Source organism: Nonomuraea antri (assembly GCF_013283785.1).
GTDB classification, from domain to species: domain Bacteria; phylum Actinomycetota; class Actinomycetes; order Streptosporangiales; family Streptosporangiaceae; genus Nonomuraea; species Nonomuraea antri.
The window spans coordinates 26,597-43,110 of sequence record NZ_JABCPZ010000077.1 but is presented as its reverse complement, the minus strand read 5'-3'; the positions used below and the strand labels follow the sequence as shown (position 1 = coordinate 43,110).

At 72.1% G+C, this 16,514-nt stretch carries 12 protein-coding genes; 4 read left to right on the top strand and 8 right to left on the bottom strand.

What is annotated here, in order from left to right; genetic code table 11:
• Positions 1-264: 264 nt before the first annotated feature.
• On the bottom strand, positions 265-1,125 hold the full coding sequence (rsmA, locus tag HII36_RS24790; protein ID WP_173525623.1) for a 16S rRNA (adenine(1518)-N(6)/adenine(1519)-N(6))-dimethyltransferase RsmA: 861 nt from the start codon (positions 1,123-1,125) through the stop codon (positions 265-267).
• A 71-nt stretch (positions 1,126-1,196) separates the two neighbouring features.
• Here rsmA and HII36_RS55860 point away from each other — a divergent pair, with 71 nt between their 5' ends.
• Together HII36_RS55860 and HII36_RS24780 are read left to right on the top strand one after the other, a co-directional pair.
• Positions 1,197-3,275, top strand: coding sequence for a serine/threonine-protein kinase (locus tag HII36_RS55860; protein ID WP_217369914.1), 2,079 nt, complete (start codon positions 1,197-1,199; stop codon positions 3,273-3,275).
• The gene (locus HII36_RS24780) at positions 3,275-4,549 is read left to right on the top strand and encodes an FG-GAP repeat protein (RefSeq protein ID WP_173525622.1); all 1,275 of its coding nucleotides are present in this window, start codon (positions 3,275-3,277) and stop codon (positions 4,547-4,549) included. The genes HII36_RS55860 and HII36_RS24780 overlap by 1 nt, the downstream gene beginning before the upstream one ends.
• Positions 4,550-4,636: 87 nt before the next feature.
• On the opposite strand, the gene HII36_RS24775 is transcribed toward HII36_RS24780, so the two are convergent.
• Positions 4,637-5,569, bottom strand: a complete 933-nt coding sequence (locus HII36_RS24775) for a resuscitation-promoting factor (protein WP_173525621.1) — start codon at positions 5,567-5,569, stop codon at positions 4,637-4,639.
• A 93-nt stretch (positions 5,570-5,662) separates the two neighbouring features.
• The gene (locus HII36_RS24770; protein ID WP_173525620.1) at positions 5,663-6,538 is read right to left on the bottom strand and encodes a TatD family hydrolase; all 876 of its coding nucleotides are present in this window, start codon (positions 6,536-6,538) and stop codon (positions 5,663-5,665) included.
• On the opposite strand from HII36_RS24770, the gene HII36_RS24765 reads away from it, so the two are divergent.
• Positions 6,537-9,824 (top strand): BTAD domain-containing putative transcriptional regulator, encoded by a 3,288-nt coding sequence (locus HII36_RS24765; protein WP_173525619.1) that lies wholly within the window; start codon positions 6,537-6,539, stop codon positions 9,822-9,824. The two genes, HII36_RS24770 and HII36_RS24765, sit on opposite strands and share 2 nt — an antisense overlap.
• 83 nt (positions 9,825-9,907) lie before the next feature.
• Entirely contained in the window at positions 9,908-11,134 is a 1,227-nt protein-coding gene (locus HII36_RS24760) for an FAD-dependent monooxygenase (protein WP_217369912.1), read from the top strand.
• On the opposite strand, the gene metG is transcribed toward HII36_RS24760, so the two are convergent.
• The 5 genes from metG to HII36_RS24735 are packed head-to-tail and all read right to left on the bottom strand — an operon-like array spanning position 11,079 to position 16,489.
• Positions 11,079-12,860: a methionine--tRNA ligase gene (gene metG, locus HII36_RS24755; protein WP_173525618.1), complete on the bottom strand. Its 1,782-nt coding sequence runs from the start codon at positions 12,858-12,860 to the stop codon at positions 11,079-11,081. The genes HII36_RS24760 and metG overlap by 56 nt on opposite strands.
• A gap of 46 nt (positions 12,861-12,906) precedes the next feature.
• Positions 12,907-13,917, bottom strand: coding sequence for a methyltransferase (locus HII36_RS24750; protein ID WP_173525617.1), 1,011 nt, complete (start codon positions 13,915-13,917; stop codon positions 12,907-12,909).
• A 33-nt stretch (positions 13,918-13,950) separates the two neighbouring features.
• Positions 13,951-14,748 (bottom strand): ABC transporter permease, encoded by a 798-nt coding sequence (locus tag HII36_RS24745; RefSeq protein WP_173525616.1) that lies wholly within the window; start codon positions 14,746-14,748, stop codon positions 13,951-13,953.
• Positions 14,745-15,500 (bottom strand): ABC transporter permease, encoded by a 756-nt coding sequence (locus tag HII36_RS24740; protein WP_173525615.1) that lies wholly within the window; start codon positions 15,498-15,500, stop codon positions 14,745-14,747. Before HII36_RS24740 ends, HII36_RS24745 begins: the two co-directional genes overlap by 4 nt.
• Positions 15,497-16,489, bottom strand: a complete 993-nt coding sequence (locus HII36_RS24735; protein WP_173525614.1) for an ABC transporter substrate-binding protein — start codon at positions 16,487-16,489, stop codon at positions 15,497-15,499. Before HII36_RS24735 ends, HII36_RS24740 begins: the two co-directional genes overlap by 4 nt.
• Positions 16,490-16,514 lie beyond the last annotated feature (25 nt).

The following is a 16,514-nucleotide window of genomic DNA, read 5'->3' as shown; positions in this document are numbered from 1 at the left end:
GCGGGGTTCTGTGGAAAGGCGGGGAGGTTGCGCGTCTGCCTGTGGACAAACGGCTGGTGGGTGCGGGCGTTGCACATGCCTGTGGACGCGTGCGGGCGGTGGGCACATGGCTTGGCTTGTGGACGCGTGCTGGCCGTGGGCACATGGCTTGGCTTGTGGACGTGTGAGTCTCACATGACCTGGGGATGCGGGCTCCTGGACCCGGCGTCCCCAACCCGGCGTCCCCAACCCGGCGTCAGGTCTGGTGGTCGGTGGTTGAGGGGGTTAGGGCTTGTGTTCGGCTATGCGGGCGAAGGCCGTCACGTCCAGTTGTTCTCCCCGTGCCGACGGGTCCACCCCCGCCGCCCTCAGCGCCTGCTCCGCCTGTGCGGCGCTGCCCGCCCAGGACGACAGTGCGGCGCGCAGGGTCTTGCGGCGTTGGGCGAAGGCGGCGTCGACCACGGCGAAGACCTCCTGCCTGGACGCCGTCGTCTCCGGCGGGTCGCGGCGGATCAGCGAGACCAGGCCGGAATCGACGTTGGGGACCGGCCAGAAGACCGTGCGGCCGACCGGGCCGGCTCTTCTGACGTCCGCGTACCAGGCCGCCTTCACGGACGGCACCCCGTACACCTTCGAGCCGGGAGCGGCGGCGAGGCGGTCGGCGACCTCCAACTGGACCATGACCAGGCCCTTGCGTAGCGAGGGCAGTGTTTGCAGGAGGTGGAGCACCACCGGGACGGCCACGTTGTACGGCAGGTTGGCCACCAGGGCGGTGGGGGTGTGGCCGCCGAGGTCGTCGAGTGTCACCTTCATGGCGTCGGCGTTGACGACGGTGAGCCGGTCGGACAGGCCGCGTCCGGCGACCGTGACGGGCAGCTGACCGGCCAGCACCGGATCGATCTCGACCGCCACCACGTGCGCGGCGGCGGGCAGCAGGGCGAGCGTGAGCGAGCCGAGCCCCGGCCCCACTTCGATGACGACGTCGTCGGGGGCCAGATCGGCCACGCGGACGATGCGCCGGACGGTCCCGCCGTCGATCACGAAGTTCTGGCCAAGTTTTTTTGTCGGGCGAAGATCTAGCTTGTCCGCCAAAATACGTATTTCTGCAGGGCCCAACAGGCTCATCATCCAACCAGTCTCCCGCATCGAAGAACCTGAGATGGCGGACGGGGCCCATCGGAGGGGAGGATGGTGTGCACGAGGAAGGGACGGCCCTCATGGAACCAACGGGCGCTGCTCCGCTTCGCCCGACGGACCTGCGGGAAATCGGCCCGTACCGGCTGCTGGGGCGACTGGGCGAAGGCGGGATGGGGACCGTCTTCCTGGCCAAGGCGCCGACGGGGCGGTTCGTGGCGGTCAAGGTGGTGAAGGCGGAGTTCGCGAATCAGGAGGGGTTCGCGGCGCGATTCCACGGCGAGGTCGACAACGCCCGCCGGGTCGCCTCGTTCTGCACGGCCCAGGTCCTGGACAACGGCAACACCCGCGACGGACGGCCCTACATGGTGACCGAGTACATCGCGGGCACCCCGTTGTCCGATCAGATCGCGAAGTTCGGGCAGCTCGATCCCGGCCCGCTGCACGGTGTGGCCCTGGGGGTGGCGGCCGCGCTGGCCGCGATCCACGTGGCCGGGCTGGTGCACCGGGATCTCAAGCCGGCCAACGTCATCCTCTCCCTGTCCGGGCCGCGGGTGATCGACTTCGGCATCGCGCGGGCGCTCGACCGGGAGACGGGCTTCACGCTGTCCGGTGAGCTGCTGGGCAGCCCGGGCTGGTGGGCGCCCGAGCAGGTACGCGGCCAGAGCATCTCGCCCGCCGCGGACATCTTCGCCTGGGGCTGCCTGATGGCGTACGCGGGCAACGGACGCCACCCGTTCGGCCGCGGCGACCCCATCACGCTCGCCACCCGCGTCCTGAACAGCCCGCCCGACCTGGGTGCGCTGCCGGCGCCGCTCAACGATCTCGTACGGCGCGCCACCGACATGGATCCCGCCCTGCGTCCCACGGCTCAGGATCTGCTGATCGCCCTGGTCGGCGGGAGCACGCCCGCGACGGCCGCGGCCGATCCGCCCACGCTGGTCGCCACCGAGATGCTCACTGGCTGGCAGCCGCCGCAGAACGTGGTGGACGAACCTGACATCACGGCGACGTACACGACGCCGCCGCCCAGCGACACTCTGTCCCAGCCCGCGTCCGGGCCTCAGCCGTCCGGGCCCGGGTCCGGGAGCCAGGCGTCCGGGGCTCAAGCATCCGGGGCCCAGCTGTCCGGGGCTCAGGTCGCTGGTTCCTCGGTGTCCGAGGCTCAGGCGGCCGCGCATCCGGTCTCTGAGCGTCCGGCCCGTGAGGGGGCGAGGTCTGCGACCGCCGGTTCCACGTCCGTCGAGTCGCCGTCTCCCGAAGAGCGGGCGCGGATCGAGGAGCGGGCGCGGCGGGAGGAGCAGGAGGCCAGGGAGGAACTGGCCGCCGCCGCCTTACCGCAGCAGCCCGACGTCGCCTTCCAGCAGCAGTCCGACGTCGCCTTCCCGCAGCGCGACGCGGCCTTCCCCCAGCGCGACGCGACCTTCCCGCAGACCGCCTCGCCGCACCAGCAGAGCCACGCACCGCATCACCAGGCCGCACCGCATCAGCAGGCCGCGTCGTTACGGCAGTCCGTCGATCAGGAGTCCCAGCACACCAGCCCGCTGCCGCCCTCGGCGCAGAACCCTCAGACCCAGCCGCCGCACACCGATCTTCCGACCACGCCACCGGTCCCCGCCGACGATCTCACTCTGGGCGGCTCCAGGACGCGCGGCACCCGCTGGCTCATCGCCGCCGCCGCGGCCGTGCTGGCCATCGCGGTGACGGCCGCCGTGCTGATCGCGAGCACCGGGCGCGACACGGCGCGCGGGCCCGACACCCCGTCCAGGTCGGCCGCGGGTCCCGCGGCGACCAGCGACGTGGGACGCAGGTTCGCGCTCGGTGACGCCTTCGACGATCCGACCGTCGTCATCGCGGACGCGCCCGAGTGCGGGCTGAAGGAGTTCGAGGGCAAGACCCAGACCAAGGGGCAGCTCTGCGTGGTCCGCTGGACGCTGATCAACCCCAGCGGCCAGCGGCGCGAGCTCACCGACCCGGTGGTCACGCTGCTCGACGACCAGGGTGCGGAGGCCGATCCCAGTCCGGTCGTCATGCCGCCGGCGATTCTGCCGGGTGGCCGGGTCGACAGCGCGTTCGTGTTCGACATGCCGTTGTATCGCAAGCCGGTGAAGCTCACGGCGACCATGTTCCAGGGTGGCAGGCAGATCGAGGTGGCGCTGTGATGATCCGGCCGGCCCTCGCGGCACTGCTGCTCGCGCTCGGCGCACCGGCCGTCGAAGTGCTCGCCGCACCGGCCGTCCAAGTGCTCGCCGCACCGCCCGTCCCCGCGCTCGCCGCACCGGCCGTGGCCGCAACGGGAGGCGCAGGGGCGGCGTGCACCGGGGCGGCGTCCGACTTCGACGGTGACGGTCAGGACGACGTGGCCGTCGGCGACCCCTTCGGCGACGGCCAGAAGGGCGCGGTCCACGTGTTGTCGGGCGGCAAGGTCGTCCCCGTCGCCGTGTCTGGGCCGGCCCGTGGTGACGGTTTCGGCTGGTCGGTGCGGCTGGCCAAGGTCGACGGCGACGCGTGCGCCGACCTGGTGATCGGCGCGCCGTACACGGACGTGGACGACGCGCAGGACGCCGGAGCCGTCTACATCGTCTTCGGCGGCGGCACGGGCAGGTCGCCGCTGCTGCTCACCGCGCCTCAGCCGCAACGTTTCGCGCATTTCGGCTGGTCGCTGGCGGCCCGCGGGAACCTGGTCGCGATCGGCGCGCCGTACGAGGACGACGGCCAGGTCGTGGACGCGGGCGCGGCGTACGTACGCAAGGGCGACGGGCCCGTGCGCAGGATCAGCCAGGAGACCTCGGACGTCCGCGGCAACAGCGAGGTCGGCGACCAGTTCGGCTGGTCACTGGCCTTCGGGCCGCGTAACGGGCTGGTGGTCGGCGTGCCGTACGAGAACGACGACGGCGCCGGACGCCAGGTGGAGGCGGGCAAGCTGGACTCGGGCTCGGTGGTGTTCATCGACGACGCGTTCGCCCCCGAACTGGTCAGCCTGAAGCTCGACTCCCCCACCGACGCCCAGGGCGACAAGTACGGCTACGCGGTCGCCTACGCCGACGGCTCGGGTTACGCGGTGAGCGCACCGGGACCGGGGTACGTGCAACTGCTCGACGCGGGCAAACGGCAGGTCAGGAAGGTGACGCAGGCCGGGAGGAGCGCGTTCGGCTTCTCGCTGGCCGCGTCGGCGGACGGGCGGCTGGCGATCGGCGCGCCGTACGGTGGCGGGGTGCGGGTGATCTCGTGGCGCAACCCGGCCGAGGACCGGACGCTGGCCGACGCGGGCGGGCTGTTCGGGTGGTCGGTGGCGTTCAGCGGGAACAAGCTGTACGTGGGCCAGCCGGACGCGCGGCCGTACGGCAAGGTGGGGGTGGCCGCGCGGAACGCCGACCAGATCCAGCCACTCCAACCCGCCAAGGGCGCCGACTTCGGCGTCTCACTGTCAGGCTGACCACCGTCGCCACCCAGGCTGACCAGTCTCACCATCAGGCTGACCAGCCTCACCATCAAACCGACCAACACGACGGTAGCCGCCGGTCTACCCCGCCAGCACCGCCACCGGCCGGGTGAACAGGCGGGAGCCACAGTTCGGCCACTGGTCCTCCCAGCGACCACCCACCCGCTGGTACAGCAGTTGCGCCCGATACGTCTGCTCGTCCTCCGGCCACTCGCTGGGCACCCCGCTACCACCCACGGCCTGCCACATCGGCAGGCTGAGCTGGTACATCCCGTAGTGCGGCCCCTCCGGCGTGAACGCCCCAGGGTCGCCGTGCGACTCGCACTGGGCCAGCTCGGACCAGTTGAGCCGCAGCACGTCCGCCGGCACGGCCACGGTGCGCGGCGGCAGGACGGTGATCACGGTGCCCTCCTGCGGGAAGCTGTCCAGCCCGGGCCGCACCCGGTGGCCTTGGCCCAGCCGCACCCGCTTCTGCCGCAGGACCTCGCGGACCGTCCTGGCCGTGGTCCTGGCCGACACCCTGGTACGGCCGGCGATCACGTACACCTTGCGCTCGGTGACCATGGTCAGCGACATCCCGGACAGCGGCACCGCGCGCTCGGGCGGCGCGGAGAGCCGGCCGGCCGCCGCGTCGAGGTCGAGCTCGGCCAGGGCGTCGCTCACGTTCGTGGCGGTGACCACGTGTTCGGTGGTGCGGCCGTCGAGGGTCAGGGTGAGCGGACGGGCGCGGCGCACCTCGACCGTGTCGCCGTCGTCGAGTCCGGCCGTGACGGCGGGGCGTACGACGTCGCCGCGCCCGAGCTCGACCCCGGCGTCGTCGAGCAGTTCGCGCACCGAGGCGGCGAAGCCGCGCACGGTCCGCGGCTGGCCGTCGACGACCACGACGACCTCCTTGGCCAGCAGCGACACGGCCACGAGCCCGCCGACCGCGAACGTGCCGACCAGGCACACCAGGGGCGTCCACGGCGAGCGCCACGGGATCTGGGGACGCGGAGCACGCCTCTTCCCACGCAACGGACCACCTCACAGGTAGCGAGTAGCGGGCCTGAACGGCCCGAACGCTAGCGGCGCCCGCGGGCTTCCCTCTACCGGTTCACAAAAAGATGGTCACCACTCGCCGAAGACCGTGACTCCGTTGGCGCTGATCGCCTCGCACAGCAGGTCCGGATCGACCTTTTTGACCTCCGCCAGGCAGCGCAGTGTGAGCGGAATCAGGTAGGGAGCATTGGGTTTGCCCCGGTGCGGCACCGGCGGCAGGTACGGGGCGTCGGTCTCGACCAGCATCAGCTCGGGCGGGGCCACCTCGGCGGCCTCGCGGAGGTAGCCGGCGTTCTTGTAGGTCACGGGCCCGGAGAACGACATGAAATATCCGGCATCGACGCACTTTTTCGCCATCTCGGCGTCACCGGAGAAGCTGTGGAACACCACCACCGGCGGCGCGCCTTCCTCGGCCAGCACCCTCAGCACGTCGTCGTGCGCGTCGCGGTCGTGGATCACCAGCGCCTTCCCGGTCCGCTTGGCGATCTCGATGTGCGCGCGGAAGCTCGCGTGCTGGTCGCGGTGGGTGGCCCAGTCGCGGAAGTAGTCGAGCCCGGTCTCGCCGACCGCGCGCACCTCGGGCCGCCCGGCCAGCGACTCGATCTCGGCCAGCACCTCGGGGGTGGCCTCGTGCGCCGCGTTCGGATGGATCGCCACGGCGGCGTAGATCCCCTCGGTCGCGACGGCCGCGTCGGCGTTCCAGCGCGAGGACGCCAGGTCGTACCCGACCGTGACGAGCCTGGTGACGCCGACGGCGCGGGCGTCGTCCAGGATGCCGTGCAGGGTCGCGGACGCCGACTGCGCGGCCTGAGCCACGGGATCACCTGAGGACGCCTGCCGGTTGCCGACCATGATGTCGAGATGACAGTGACTGTCGAACACCGGTGCGGAAAGGGGCTCGGGCGCGGCGGGAAGCTTGCTCACGCACTCTAAAGTAGCCTCCATGCGCTTCGGCATTCTCGGCACCACCCGCGCGTGGCGGCCGGACGGCGCCGAGGTGCCGCTGGGCGGCCCGGCCAGGCGGTCGCTGCTGGCGCTCCTGCTCCTGCGTCCGGGCGAGGTCGTCACGCACGAGCGCCTCATCGACGTCCTGTACGGCGACCGCCCGCCCGCCGACGCCCGCCACGCGCTGCACTCCCAGGTGTCCAGGCTGCGCAGCGCGGGGATCGCGATCGAACGGGCGGCGGCGGGCTACCTGCTGCCCGTCGATCCCGGCGACGTGGACGCGCACCGGTTCCTCCGGCTGGCCGAGTCCGGGCGGCAGGCGCTCGACGGCGGCGACGCGGAACGGGCCGCCACGCTGCTGCGCGCGGCGCTGGCGCTCTGGCGTGGCCCGGCGCTGGCCGACCTGGACGACGCCCACGCCGTCTCACTCGAGGACCGCAGGCTCGCCGCACTGGAGGACCGGCTCGAAGCCGACCTGCGGCGCGGCGCGCACCGCGCGGTCATCCCCGAGCTGACGTCGCTGATCGACGCCCACCCGCTGCGTGAGCGGCTGCGCGGCCAGCTCATGCGGGCACTGCGCGCCGAGGGCAGGCAGGCCGAGGCGCTGGTGCTGTTCGAGGAGACCAGGCGGCTGCTGGCGGACGAACTGGGCGCCGACCCGTCCAAGGAGCTGGCCGACCTGCACCGGAGCCTGCTGCGCAGCGAGCCCGAGCCGCCGGCGGGCGGCCGGGGCGGGCCGGCCGGTGACGCGCCGTCGGCTCCGCTGCCCGGGCGGCTGACCAGCTTCGTCGGGCGGGAGCGTGACGTGGCGGAGGTGCGGGCGCTGCTCGGGTCCGCCCGGCTGGTGACGCTGCTCGGGCCGGGCGGCGTGGGCAAGACCCGGCTGGCCGTCGAGGTCGCCGCAGAGGCTCCGGCAGCAGAAGCCACCGCAAAGGCACCCACGGCAGAAGTCGCCGAAGAAGTCGCCGAAGAAGTCGCCGGAGAAGCGGCAGCCGCCCACCGGCCCGCCGAGGTGGCGCTGGTGGAGCTGGCGCCGGTGACCGGTGACACCGAACTGCTGCAGGCCGTGCTCGGCGCGCTCGGCATCCGCGAGAGCGGCCTGCTGACCGGCCCGTCAGCCGCCCCCATACCCGACCCGGGCCCCACGAACGGCCCCACGGACGGCCCCCCGGCCGCGCTGCCCGCGAGGCTGGTCGGCGCGCTCGCCGACCGCCCGTTCCTGCTGGTGCTCGACAACTGCGAGCATGTCGTCCAGGAGGCCGCCACGCTGGCCGAGCGGCTGCTGTCCGCCTGCCCCGGGCTGCGCATCCTGGCCACCAGCCGCGAGCCGCTGGGCATCACCCCCGAACACCTCTGGCCGGTACGCCCGCTCGCCCCGGCGGAAGCCGTCCGGCTGTTCTCCGAACGGGCCAGGGCGGTACGTCCGGACTTCGCCCCCGGCGAGGCGGTCGAGCGGATCTGCGGCGTACTCGACGGCCTGCCCCTGGCCATCGAGCTGGCCGCGGCCCGCATGCGTACCCACGAGGCGGGCGAGCTCGCAGAACGCCTCGCCGACCAGGACCTCTTCCGGCTCCTGTCGCGCGGCAGCCGCACCGCGGACGCCCGCCACCGCACCCTGCGCGCGGTGGTCGCCTGGAGCTGGGACCTGCTCACCGAGCGGGAGCGGACGATGGCCGCCCGGCTGAGCGTGTTCTCCGGCGGCGCCACCCCGGCCGCCGCCGCCCGGGTGTGCGGGCTGCCCGACGCCGAGGACCTGCTCGACTCGCTGGCCGACAAGTCCCTGCTGGACGTGGCCGACGGCCGCTACCGGATGCTGGAGACGATCCGCTCGTTCTGCGCCGAACGGCTCGGCGACGAGACACCGGCACTGCGGCAGGCGCACGCGGCGTACTTTCTGGAGTTCGCCGAGCGGGCCGACCCGCACCTGCGCGGGGCGGGGCAGCTCGGCTGGCTGGAGCGGCTGTCCGCCGACCACGACAACCTGCGGGCGGCGCTGCGCCGGGCGGTCGACTCCGGGGACGTGCCGCTGGGCATGCGGCTGCTGGCGGCGCAGTCGTCGTACCTGTGGATGCGGGGCATGCGCGGCACGTACGCCGAGGCCGCCCGCGCGCTGCTCGACGCGGCCGGCGACGATCCCGACGTGGCGCTGGGCGACGCGTACATCCTGTGCCTGCTGGCCACAGCCGGGGTCGGGGCGGAACGGCCGGAGTGGCGGCGGCGCGCGGCCGTCGCGCGCCGCATGATCAGGAAGGGACCGCCGGAGCGGCGGCATCCGCTGGTGGCCTACCTCTGGCCGCTGATCGTCGCGGGCACGCAGGATCCCGAGCTGACGATGTACGTGATCAAGCGTTCGCTGCGCAGCGCCGAACCGTGGGAACACGCGATGGGCCGGTTGATCTGGGCCTACCCGCAGATGGCCGCGGGCGAGCCGGCCCGCGCGGAGGCGGATCTGTCGGCGGCGCTCGACGCGTTCCGCACGCTCGGCGACCGCTGGGGCGCCGCGCTGGCGCTCGACGGGCTGGCCTGGCTGGCCGGCAGCCGGGGCGACACCGCCACCGCGCTGGCCCGCACCGAGGAGGCGCTGGCGCTGGCCGAGCGGCTGGGCGCCGCCGAGGACCTGGCGGACCTGCTCTGCAACCGGGGCGACTACCGCGTCAGGACCGATCCGGCCGGCGCGCGCGCCGACTACGAGCGGGCCGCCGAGCTGGGGCGGCGTACGGGGCTGCCGATGTACGTGGCCACGGCGCTGCGCGGGCTCGGCGACGTGGCGCTCGCGGCGGGCGATCTGGCCCGGGCCAGGGAGCTGTACGAGCGGGCGCTGCGTGACACCGACCTGGGCTGGGTGCGGAGCTCGGGCAGCGTGACCAGGTTGCTGGTCGGGCTGGGCAGGCTGGAGCTGGCCGAGGGCGACGTGGCGGCCGCGGAGTCGGCGTTCGGGCAGGCGGTCGAGGTGGCCGTGATGGCGGGGGCGCTGGCGGAGAGCGCCAAGGCGATCGAGGCGCTGGCCGGGATCGCGGCGGAGACCGGCGACTGGTCGCAGGCGGCGGCGCTGCTGGGCGCGGCCGTCGCGATGCGTGGCGCGGAGGCGGGCGCCGAGCCCGAGGTGGCCACGGTGGCGGCCAGGACGCGCGAGTCGCTCGGCGAGCAGGCGTACGCGCGGGCCCGGCAGGGAGGCGCGCGGCTGACCCGCAGGGAGGCGCTGCGGCTGGTGGGCGTGCCGGACACGGTGCTCGACGCCTCGCCGCTCGGCTCGATCGCGACCTTCGCCGGCACCCTGGAGCCGTGAACCCCGGAGCCGTGACCCCCCGGTGTGCCGACGGTGAGGCTGCGGTGAGGTCGCGGTGAGCGGGCCCGGGCAGGCTGACGGACATGGACATTCTGATCTCCGGCGGCGGCGTGGCCGGCCCCGCACTCGCCTACTGGCTCAACCGGTACGGCTTCCGCACCACGATCGTCGAGCGGGCGCCCGCCCTGCGCGACGGCGGCTACGCGGTCGATTTCCGCGGCGAGGCGCACCTGAGCGTGCTGCGCAAGATGGGCGTCCTGCGCGACGTCGAGCAGGCGCAGACGCACATGGGCGCCATGTGGAACGTCAACGAGGCGGGCAAGAAGCTGGCCGCGATGCCGCAGGACCTGTTCGCCGGTGACGTGGAGATCCTCCGCGGCGACCTGGTCCGCATCCTCCACCAGGCCACCGCCGACCGGACCGAGTACATGTTCGGCGACTCCGTCACCGAGCTGAGCCAGGACGCGGCCGGCGTGCTGGTGCGCTTCGAGCGGGCCGCGCCGCGCCGGTTCGACCTGGTGATCGGCGCCGACGGCCTGCACTCGACCGTGCGATCACTCGCGTTCGGCCCCGAGTCCGACTTCTCCACCTATCTCGGCCTGCACTGCGCGGTGTTCACCACCTCGAACTTCCTCGGGCTCGACCACAGCGGACAGGCGTACAACACCCCCGGCAAGCTCGTCGCGCTCTACAGCGCCAGGCAGAACACCGAGGCCAAGGCGGTGTTCTGGTTCGGCTCGCCGGCGCTGGACTACGACAGGCACGACGTCGGGCAGCAGCAGCGGCTGCTGGCCGAGGCGTACGCCGGCGTCGGCTGGCAGGCGCCCAGGCTGCTCAAGGAGATGCGGCAGGCCGACGACTTCTACTTCGACTCCATCAGCCAGGTGCGCCTGGACTCCTGGTCACGCGGCCGGGTGGCGCTGCTCGGCGACGCCGCCGCCTGCCCGTCGCCGTTGTCGGGCATGGGCACCGGGCTGGCCATGGTCGGCGCGTACGTGCTGGCCGGCGAGCTCGCCGACGCCGGGGGCGACCATCGCGTGGCCTTCGCCCGTTACGAGCAGGCTGTGCGCGAATACGCGGAAGGCTGCCAGCGGTCCGCGGTCGGGGTGAGCAAGTGGATGGTGCCGGAGAACCGGTTCATGGCCTGGTTCATGAACCAGAACTACAAGGTGCTGCCGTATCTCCCGTGGAAGGGCCTGATGGCGAAGTCGGTCAGGAAGACCGCCTCCGCCATCAGCCTGCGCGACTACGAGGTCACTCGCCCAGCCGGGCCAGCTCCTCGTCGACGACCTTCGGGTCGAGCTTCTTGAACAGCGGCACCGGCGGCGCGAGCGGGGTGCCCGGCTTGATCGCCCGGTGCTCCCAGCGGGCCGCGCCGTCGTAGTCGCCGGTGATCACCGGGTACGGCGCGCCGCCGTCCTCGTCGACCTCGCGGATCTCCGGCATGCCCGACCAGACGCCCTGGCCGCCCAGCATGGCGTGCACCTTGTTGGACGAGGCGGGCAGGAACGGCGTGAGCATCGTCTTGGCGTCGTCGACCACCTGCAGCGCGACGTGCAGGATGGACTTCTGGCGCTCCGGGTCGTCCTTGAGCTTCCACGGCTCCTGCTCGGCCAGGTATTTGTTGGCCTCGCGGACGACGTCGAAGGCGTCGGTGATGGCGTTCTTGAACCTGGAGCGCTTGAGCTCCTCGCCGACGGGCGCGAACGCGTTGCGCGAACGCTCCAGCAGCGCCCGGTCGGCGTCGGTCAGGTCGCCGGCCTCGGGGATGACGCCGAAGTTCTTGGCGGCCATCGAGATCGACCGGTTGACCAGGTTGCCCCAGGCCGCGACCAGTTCGCCGTTGTTGCGGTTGACGAACTCCTGCCAGGTGAAGTCGGTGTCCTGGTTCTCCGGGCCGGCCACGGCGATGTAGTAGCGCAGCGCGTCGGCGTCGTAGCGGGCCAGGAAGTCGCGTACGTAGATCACGACCTGCCTGGAGGAGGAGAACTTCTTGCCCTCCATCGTCAGGAACTCGCTCGAAACCACCTCGGACGGCACGTTCATCGCGCCCAGCGACCCGGCCGACCCGCCGCGCGCGCCCTGGCCGTTGTAGCCGAACAACATCGCCGGCCAGATCTCGGCGTGGAAGACGATGTTGTCCTTGCCCATGAAGTAGTAGCCCTTGGCGTCGGGGTTCTGCCACCACTGACGCCAGGCGTCGGGGTCACCGGAGCGCCTGGCCCACTCGATGGACGCCGACAGGTAGCCGATCACCGCGTCGAACCACACGTAGAGACGCTTGTTCGACTGGTCGCGCCAGCCCTCCAGCGGGATCGGCACGCCCCAGTCGAGGTCGCGGCTGATCGCCCGCGGCTGCAGGTCGCCGAGCAGGTTGAGGGCGAACTTCAGCACGTTGGGCCGCCACTCGCCCTGCTTGGCCTGCAGGTAGGTGCCCAGCACCTCGGCGAAGGCGGGCAGGTCGAGCATGAAGTGCTCGGTCTCGACGAAGACCGGGGTCTCGCCGTTGATGCGGCTCTTGGGGTTGATCAGCTGGATCGGGTCGAGCTGGTTGCCGCAGTTGTCGCACTGGTCGCCGCGCGCGCCGTCGTAGCCGCAGATGGGGCAGGTGCCCTCGACGTAGCGATCGGGCAGGGTACGGCCGGTGGAGGGCGAAATGGCGCCCATGGTGGTCTTGGGGAAGATGTAGCCGTTGTCGTGGAGGCCCTTGAAGATCTCCTGCGCGACGGCGTAGTGGTTCTTCGTGGTGGTCCTGGTGAACAGGTCGTAGGACAGCCCGAGGCCGGTGAGGTCTTCGGCGATCACCCGGTTGTAGCGGTCGGCCAGCTCCCTGGCCGTCACGCCCTCCTTGTCGGCCTGCACCTGGATGGGCGTGCCGTGCTCGTCGGTGCCTGACACCATCAGCACCTTGTTGCCCGCCATCCGCTGGTAGCGGCTGAAGACGTCGGACGGCACGCCGAATCCGGATACGTGCCCGATGTGGCGGGGGCCGTTAGCGTAGGGCCACGCGACGGCGGTCAAGATGTGCTGGGACATGCTCCCAAGCCTACGGTGCGCCCGAGCGCACCAAGAACCGAATACCTCACTCCGCGCGCATCGCCTCGATCAGACTCGTGGACGCGGCCAGTTCGGTGATCCCGGCGACGCTGAGCCCGGCGCGTTCCAGCAGCCGCGTGTACTCCGCGCGGGTGCGTTCGCCGCCGCTGCCGAACACGCCCAGCATCCGCATGTCCAGGTCTTTCCCCAGGTGCGGGCTGTCGTCGTCGGGCAGGATCATGTCCAGGAACAAGATCCTGCCCCGGGGCGGCATGGCGGTGAGCACGTTGCCGATGATGCGGGCCGCCTCGGCGTCGTCCCAGTTGTGCAGGACGTTGGACAGCAGGTAGACATCGGCCTTGACCGGCACGCTCGCGAAGAAGTCGCCGGTGACGACGTCGGCGCGGTCGGCGACGCCGCGTTCTGCCAGGCAGGCCCGGGCGGCGGGGGCCAGGTGGGCGAGCTCGAAGACCGTGCCGCTCAGGTGCGGGTGGGTCCTGAGCACGGTGGCCAGGATGTGGCCCTTGCCGCCGCCCACGTCCACGACGCTGCGGGCCTGGGAGAAGTCGTAGGTCTCTGCCAGCGCCCGGGCGAACGTCCGCGACCTGAGGTCCATGTACGCGTCGAACAGCTCCCCCAGCTCCTTGTCGGTGGCCAGGTGCCGGTAGAGCGGGCCGTACCTGGCCACGAAGGGCCGCCGACCGGTGGCGACGGTCTCCGGCAGGGTCAGCAGGGAGTACATCAGCGCCGGGTCGGCCGTGGTGAGCACGCCGGCGTGCAGCGAGCGCGGGTGGTCGGGCAGCAGCACCTCGCCGGCCTCGGTCAGCTCGTACGTGCCCGGCGCAACCGATCTCAGCAGCCCGAACCCGGCCGCCGCGCGCAGCACCCTGGCCAGCAGTTCGGGGCGGGCGTCGCAGCGGCCGGCGATCTGCGTGGCGGTCAGCGGGCCGCCACGCAGCGCCTCCGCCACGCCGAGCCTGGCCAGCACGTGCAGCGCGCTGAAGCGCCACACGCCGCGGATGAGCTCCAGGACGGGTGCCGAGGGGTCGTCCGTCATGAGAACGCTCCTTTCGCCTCGCTCGATCGGGGGTCAGTTCAGGTGGCGGGAGCGGCGGTGCCAGGCCAGCACGCGGCGCTCGACCGCCAGGAAGCCGAGATTCAGCACAATGCCCAGAATGCCCAGCAGGAGGATCCCGGCCCACATCTCGGGCAGCTCGAATCGGCGCTGGCTGACGAGCAGGTGACGGCCGATCCCGTCGGTGCTGCCGACCATCTCCGAGATGACCATGAGGACCAGGGCCAGCGACAGGCTCAGCCGCAGCCCGGCGGCGATCTTGGGGGCGGCGGCGGGCAGGATGACGCGGGTCACCCGCTGCGTCCTGCTCAGCCCGAACACCGTCGCCGAGTCGAGGAACTGCTGGTCCACCGACCTGGCGCCCTCGGTGGAGTTGAGCAGCACGGGCCAGACGACCCCGAACACGATGGTGGCCAGTTGCATCTGCGTCCCGAACTGGAACAGCGCGATGAACACCGAGATGAGCATCGGCGGTGGGATCGCCCGGCCGAGTTGCAGCAGCGGGTCGACGTACTGGCGCAAGACCGGCGACCGGCCGAGCGCCACGCCGAGCGCGACGCCTGCGGCGCAGGCCGCGCCCCAGCCGGTGAACAGGCGGACGAGGCTGGGCAGCAGGTCCGCCAGCGCCCTGTCGGTGAGGAACAGCCGCCAGGGCGGCCCGGAGAACCACAGCTCGCGCATCGTGCGCGCGGCGTCGAGCGGCGGCGGGAAGAAGGCCCAGCCGGTGACCCGGTTCGCCGTCATCCAGGTCGTGGCCCTCTGCCAGCCGATCAGCACCGCCAGCGTGACGGCGATCCCCAGCCACCACCTCATGCCGGCTCCTCGCGCCAGTGGAAGAGCCTGCGCTCCAGCCGGACGAGCACGGTGTTGACGAGCAGCCCGATCAGCCCGGTCAGCAGCACCGCGGCCAGGGTCGGGGTCACGTGGTCGGCGGCGGTGCCCGTCCTGATCGTGTACACGCCGATGCCGTTGCTGCCGCCGGCCAGCAGTTCCGCGCTGATGGCGAGCACCAGGGCGATCGAGGCGGACAGTCGCACCCCGGTCGCGATGAACGGCGCCGCGCTGGGCAGCGACACCAGGCGCAGCACCGCCGCCCGGCCGAAGCCGAAGGCCCGCAGCGTCTCCTTGGCCAGCGGGTCGACGTCGCGCACGCCGTACATGGTGTTGATGAGCAGCGGCCACGAGCACGCGTAGACGATGATCGCCACCTTGGTGCGCAGGTCGTCTGCGAAGACCAGCAGCACCAGCGGGATCAGCGCCACCGAAGGGATGGGCCGCAGGAACTCGATCACCGGGCGGAACGCCCACTCCACCGGCGCGACCACGCCGAGCAGCAGCCCGGCGGGCACCGCGACCGCGACGGCCAGCGCCAGGCCGAGCGCCCAGGCGAGCATGGTCGCCAGGACGTCGGCCAGGAACTCCGGGTCGGACACCACGCCGGGCACCCCGGCGAGCACCCGCGAGGCGGGCGGCAGTCCGACCAGCCCGGTGCGGGTGGCCAGTTCGGCCAGCAGCAGGAAGATCGCGACGCCGGCGGCGCCGCGCAGCCGCCGCCCGGCGGTCACCGAGTCTGTCCGGCGACCATGGTCTTCGCGTCGAGCCCGGCCGTGAGGAAGCCGAGTTCCCGCATGAGGTCGGCCACCCGTTGCAGGCGGGCGCCGTCCAGCTTGGCGGTGGGGAAGGTGCCCAGCGAGATCGCGGCCGCGCTCTGCGCGTCGATCTTGGTGTAGGTGGGCACGACCTTGGTGACCTCGTCGCGGTCGCCGGCCGCCTCGGCCTGCGCCTTGCCGATGGCCCGCTGGAACGCGGCCACGGTGCCCGGGTTGGCCTTGGCGAACTCGGCGGTGACACTCCAGCCGGCCACCGGGAAGTCCTTGGTCGGGCCCGTCATGGTGTCGGCGAGCGTCCTGGCGGCGTTCTGCTTCTCCGCGTACGTGATGAAGGGCTCGGCCAGCCAGGCCGCGTCGACGCGCTTCTCCGCCAGCGCCTTGGCCATCTCCGGGAACGGGATCTCCACGAAGGTCACGTCGTCGCGAGTCAGGCCGTGGCCCTTGATGGTGGAGATGACGGCCAGATCGCCGATGTTGCCGATGGAGTTGAGCGCGATCGTCCTGCCTTTGAGCTCCGCGGGCGATTTCAGCGGGGAATCGCTTTTCACCATGAGGTTGAAGCCGTCCGCGCCGGCCTGGTAGCAGTCGGCGATGAACGTGAACGTGCCGACGCCCTTCTCCTGGGCGGTGAAGACCGACATGTAGTTGCCCAGGATGACGTCCAGCCCGCCCCCGGCCTGCTTGGTCAGGGCCGCGGCGGTGCCCTGCGCCATGAGCTCCGGCTTCACGGTGAGACCTTCGGCGGCGAAGTAGCCCTTGTTGATGGCGATGTACAGCGGGGCCGCGTCGGGCACGGGGAGCATGCCGACGCTGATGGTCGTCTTCTCCGAGCCCCCGGCCGAGGTGTTCCGGTCTCCGCCGCCGCCGGAACAGGCCGTCAGGGCGAGGGTGAGGGTGAGTGAGGCGATCAGGCCGATCAAGGTGCCGCGGGTGCCGTATCTCATGGGAACTCCTCGGGTTCATCCATGC

Bases quoted from the DNA above. Each gene is read 5' to 3' on its own strand.
- rsmA (WP_173525623.1), bottom strand. From the start codon at position 1,125: ATGCGGGAGACTGGTTGGATGATGAGCCTGTTGGGCCCTGCAGAAATA.
- HII36_RS55860 (WP_217369914.1), top strand. From the start codon at position 1,197: ATGGAACCAACGGGCGCTGCTCCGCTTCGCCCGACGGACCTGCGGGAA.
- HII36_RS24750 (WP_173525617.1), bottom strand. From the start codon at position 13,917: ATGACGGACGACCCCTCGGCACCCGTCCTGGAGCTCATCCGCGGCGTG.
- metG (WP_173525618.1), bottom strand. From the start codon at position 12,860: ATGTCCCAGCACATCTTGACCGCCGTCGCGTGGCCCTACGCTAACGGC.
- HII36_RS24745 (WP_173525616.1), bottom strand. From the start codon at position 14,748: ATGAGGTGGTGGCTGGGGATCGCCGTCACGCTGGCGGTGCTGATCGGC.
- HII36_RS24760 (WP_217369912.1), top strand. From the start codon at position 9,908: ATGGACATTCTGATCTCCGGCGGCGGCGTGGCCGGCCCCGCACTCGCC.
- HII36_RS24770 (WP_173525620.1), bottom strand. From the start codon at position 6,538: ATGGAGGCTACTTTAGAGTGCGTGAGCAAGCTTCCCGCCGCGCCCGAG.
- HII36_RS24780 (WP_173525622.1), top strand. From the start codon at position 3,275: ATGATCCGGCCGGCCCTCGCGGCACTGCTGCTCGCGCTCGGCGCACCG.
- HII36_RS24735 (WP_173525614.1), bottom strand. From the start codon at position 16,489: ATGAGATACGGCACCCGCGGCACCTTGATCGGCCTGATCGCCTCACTC.
- HII36_RS24765 (WP_173525619.1), top strand. From the start codon at position 6,537: ATGCGCTTCGGCATTCTCGGCACCACCCGCGCGTGGCGGCCGGACGGC.